Here is a 2,221-nt window from a genome sequence, read left to right as displayed (position 1 = left end):
TGCGAAAGGGGGGCCGGGGCCCGGTGCCGTTGACACCCCTTGCACACGCTCGATTTGTGTGTCAAACCCGGGCAAGCCGTACCCCGTGAGTGGGGGAGCGGCCGCACGCGCTTCTTTCCGGGACCCGGGCACTGTTAGAGTCCGTGAAGTTCCCTTTCCCCACATCAGGACCGACCCTTCCGCCGACGACGCGCGGGAGGCGCAGGAGGCACCGTGCTCAGTGCGTTCGCGCGGGCGTTCCAGACGCCCGACCTGCGCAAGAAGCTGCTGTTCACGCTGGGCATCATGGTGCTGTTCCGGCTGGGCGCCCACATTCCGATGCCCGGGATCAACTTCCAGGCCGTCCACGAATGCGTGAAGAAGCAGAACGAAGGACTCTTCGGTCTGGTCAACCTGTTCAGCGGCAACGCGCTGCTGCAGCTGACCATCTTCGCGCTCGGCATCATGCCGTACATCACGGCCAGCATCATCCTGCAGCTGCTCACCGTGGTCATCCCGCGGCTGGAGGCCCTGAAGAAGGAGGGGCAGGCCGGTACCGCGAAGATCACGCAGTACACCCGCTACCTGACCATCGCGCTCGCCGTGCTGCAGGGCACCGGCATCCTGGCGACCGCGTCCAGCGGAGCGCTGTTCTCCGGCTGCCCGCAGGGCAACGACATCGTGCCGGACCAGTCGGTCTTCCGGATCGCCACCATGGTCATCATCATGACCGCCGGCACCACCGTGATCATGTGGCTGGGTGAGCTGATCACCGACCGCGGCATCGGCAACGGCATGTCCATCCTGATCTTCACCTCCATCGCGGCCGGCTTCCCGGGCTCGATGTGGGCGATCAAGGAGTCCGGCAAGCTGCTGGACGGCTGGGGCGAGTTCGCCTCCGTCATCGCGGTCGGCATCATCGTGGTCTGCCTGGTCATCTTCGTCGAGCAGGCCCAGCGCCGGATCCCGGTGCAGTACGCGAAGCGCATGGTGGGCCGCCGCTCCTTCGGCGGCACCTCGACCTACATCCCGCTGAAGGTCAACCAGGCGGGCGTGATCCCGGTCATCTTCGCCTCCTCGCTGCTGTACATCCCCGCGCTGGTGGTCCAGCTGACCAACTCGCAGGCGGACTGGGCGATCTGGATCAAGAACCACTTCGTCAAGGGCGACCACCCGGTCTACATGGCCACCTACTTCGTCCTGATCGTCTTCTTCGCCTTCTTCTACGTCGCCATCTCCTTCAACCCCGAAGAAGTTGCCGACAACATGAAGAAGTATGGTGGGTTCATCCCGGGCATCCGGGCCGGCCGGCCGACGGCCGAGTACCTGAACTACGTGCTCACCCGCATCACGTGGCCGGGTTCCCTCTACCTGGGCCTCATCGCGTTGATCCCGATGGTCGCCCTGGTCGCCTTCGGACAGCAGACCAACTTCCCGTTCGGCGGCACCTCCGTGCTCATCGTCGTCGGCGTCGGACTCGAAACTGTTAAGCAGATCGAGAGCCAACTCCAGCAGCGCAATTACGAAGGGTTCCTCCGCTGATGCGAATCGTCCTCGTCGGACCCCCCGGGGCCGGGAAGGGTACTCAGGCGCACGTTCTGGCCAAGACCCTGTCCATTCCCCACATCTCCACCGGTGACCTGTTCCGTGCCAACATCAGCCAGGGCACCCCGCTGGGTGTCGAGGCGAAGTCCTACATGGACGCCGGGCGCCTGGTGCCCGACGAGGTCACCATCGGGATGGCCAAGGACCGCATGCTCCAGCCGGACGCCGCGAACGGCTTCCTGCTGGACGGCTTCCCGCGCAACCTGGGCCAGGCCGAGGCGCTCGACGCCTTCCTGGCCGAGCAGGGCATCGCGCTGGACGGCGTGCTGGACCTGGAGGTCTCCGAGGACGAGGTCGTCAAGCGGATCGCCGGCCGCCGGCTGTGCCGCAACGACGGCGCCCACGTGTTCCACGTGGTGTACAACCCGCCGAAGACCGAGGGCGTCTGCGACGAGTGCGGCGGTGAGCTGTACCAGCGCTCGGACGACACCGAGGAGGCCGTGCGGGTCCGGCTGGAGGAGTACCACTCCAAGACCGAGCCGATCATCGGCTACTACCAGGAGCAGGGCCTGCTGGTCACCATCCCCGCCCTCGGCAAGGTGGACGAGGTGACCGAGCGCGCGGTCGCCGCCCTGGAGCAGAACAAGAACGCCTGACGCCACGACGCGTCGCGAGAGACGGCCGGGTCGCCCCGAAG

2 protein-coding genes are annotated in these 2,221 nt (G+C 66.2%); both read left to right on the top strand.

Annotated elements, in window-relative coordinates:
• Positions 1-213: 213 nt before the first annotated feature.
• The gene (gene secY / locus ACFUEL_RS38825; protein ID WP_380242788.1) at positions 214-1,521 is read left to right on the top strand and encodes a preprotein translocase subunit SecY; all 1,308 of its coding nucleotides are present in this window, start codon (positions 214-216) and stop codon (positions 1,519-1,521) included.
• Positions 1,521-2,180 carry an adenylate kinase gene (locus ACFUEL_RS38820; RefSeq protein ID WP_380242786.1) on the top strand — a complete coding sequence of 220 codons (660 nt, stop codon included), beginning with the start codon at positions 1,521-1,523 and terminating at the stop codon, positions 2,178-2,180. The genes secY and ACFUEL_RS38820 overlap by 1 nt, the downstream gene beginning before the upstream one ends.
• Positions 2,181-2,221: the final 41 nt, after the last annotated feature.

This window comes from Kitasatospora sp. NPDC057198 (assembly GCF_042670125.1).
Classification (GTDB): domain Bacteria; phylum Actinomycetota; class Actinomycetes; order Streptomycetales; family Streptomycetaceae; genus Kitasatospora.
The sequence above is the reverse complement of the archived record's forward strand: the minus strand, read 5'-3'. Positions and strand labels throughout refer to the sequence as shown.